The following is a 1,786-nucleotide window of genomic DNA, read 5'->3' as shown; positions in this document are numbered from 1 at the left end:
GCTCCACCCGGCGGCGTTCCGCCGCGCCGGGGGACGGCTCGGGTCAGGCGGTGTTGTTGGCGAGCGCGATCAGCCGCGTCATCGAGCCGTTGAACTTGTTGCGGTCCACGTCTCCCGCGACGCCGCTGACCCGACCGGTCGCGGTGTACTGCCAGAAGGTCCAGGTGGGGAAGCCGCTCGGGATGTTGGGGCTGCTGACGCCCCAGTGGGCGACCCACAGGGGAGCCTTGGTGGACATGCCGGTCCAGTTGCCGGTGCAGGTGTTCCACCAGCTCGCGGTCGTGTAGATGACGACGTCGCGTGTCGTGCGCGCCTTGTACGTGTTGTAGAAGTCGTTGATCCAGGTGCGCATCTGGGTCGTCGACAGGCCGTAGCACATGGCGCCCGACGGGTTGTGCTCGATGTCGAGGACACCGGGCAGCGTCCTGTTGTCCCGGGACCAGGCGCCGCCGTTGGAGGCGAAGAAGTTCGCCTGGGTCGCCCCGTTCGAGTAGTTCGGCCGGGCGAAGTGGTACGCCCCGCGGACCAGGCCGGCGTTGTAGGAGCCGGTGTAGTTCGCGCCGAAGCGGGAGTCCTTGAAGCTGGTGCCCTCGGTGGCCTTCATGTAGGCGAAGTCGATCCCGGCGCTCTTGACCGAGCCCCAGTTGATCGCGCCCTGCCAGTGGGAGACGTCGATCCCCTGGACGCCGCTGGTGTCCATCGGCGTGACGGGGCTGCCCGCCTCGGCGGCGCGCGGCTGCTCGATACGGGTTCCCGAGCCCATCCAGGCCTCGCCGGGCTTGACGGGCTTGTCGGGGGGCGGCGGGGCGGCGGCTGACGTACCGGTGGTGGTCAAGAGCAAGGCACCGGCCGAGACGAGGGTGCCGATGACGGTGGCGGTCTTCGATCTTCCGCGACGCGCGAATCCAACTCGTGACACAGGCATGACTGCCTCCTGGCAGGGTGGGGGATCGGCGGACGAGCGTCAGGCGCACGACTTCCCGGGGCCCTTCAGGAAGTCATGGACACGTCACACGAGTAAGTCACTGTGGCGCCCGTGCGTAAAGAGGCGGTCCGAAGTCCCTATGGCCCAGACCTGTGACGCTTCGGCGGACCTGGGGCAACACCCGTTCCGGCGTGGGAAGTTTCAGCGGCGGGGGCGGTGTCGCCATGGGAAGACGGCTGGGCGGCGGCTTCCGCTTCACGTGGGGCTGGGATCGAGATCTGGCAAGATCCGCTTGTGAGTCAATCCCTGGTGACCTTGCGCAAGCTCGCGCTCGACGACTGGCAAGTAGTGCACTCCTGGGCCGGCCTCGAGGAGGCTTGTCGCTATCAGCCTTGGGGGCCGAACACCGAGGACCAGACGCGCGCGTTCGTGCAAACCGCCGTCGAAGCCTGGTCACAGGCCCATCAGCAGAGATTCGTCTACATTGCTCGCTTCGAGGACGAACTCGTCGGCATGGGTGAGCTGCGCATTCGTAGCCGTCGCCATCGTCAGGGCGAAATCGCCTACATCGTGCACCCGAGGGCCTGGGGGCGTGGCGTGGGCACGGCGATCGGACAAGAGCTTCTGTCGCGCGCGTTCGGGGAATTGGGACTACACCGGGTCTACGCGACCTGTGACCCCCCAATCTCGCGTCGTCCCGGTTGCTGGGCAGGCTCGGCATGACGTACGAGGGGCGGCATCGGCACACCGCGTTGATCCGGGACGGCTGGCGGGACTCCGAGATGTTCAGCATCCTCGAAGCGGAATGGCGGCCGAGCCCGCCCGCGTGACGCCTGCGCCGAGGCGCCTGGGGTGTCACCC

The 1,786-nt window shown here is 67.7% G+C and carries 2 protein-coding genes; one reads left to right on the top strand and one right to left on the bottom strand.

Features of this window, described 5'->3' with window-relative positions:
* Nucleotides 1-43: 43 nt before the first annotated feature.
* On the bottom strand, nt 44-925 hold the full coding sequence (locus ACWGH4_RS34840; protein WP_453467885.1) for a lysozyme: 882 nt from the start codon (nt 923-925) through the stop codon (nt 44-46).
* Nucleotides 926-1,219: 294 nt separating this feature from the next.
* On the opposite strand from ACWGH4_RS34840, the gene ACWGH4_RS34835 reads away from it, so the two are divergent.
* Nucleotides 1,220-1,648: a GNAT family N-acetyltransferase gene (locus ACWGH4_RS34835; protein WP_453467883.1), complete on the top strand. Its 429-nt coding sequence runs from the start codon at nt 1,220-1,222 to the stop codon at nt 1,646-1,648.
* Nucleotides 1,649-1,786: the final 138 nt, after the last annotated feature.

Source organism: Streptomyces sp. NPDC054847, assembly GCF_053610925.1.
This window is presented reverse-complemented; position numbering and strand designations above follow the sequence as displayed.

What these genes read in the sequence shown, in the direction of transcription:
- ACWGH4_RS34840 (WP_453467885.1), bottom strand. Translation starts at nt 925, where the DNA reads ATGCCTGTGTCACGAGTTGGATTCGCGCGTCGCGGAAGATCGAAGACC.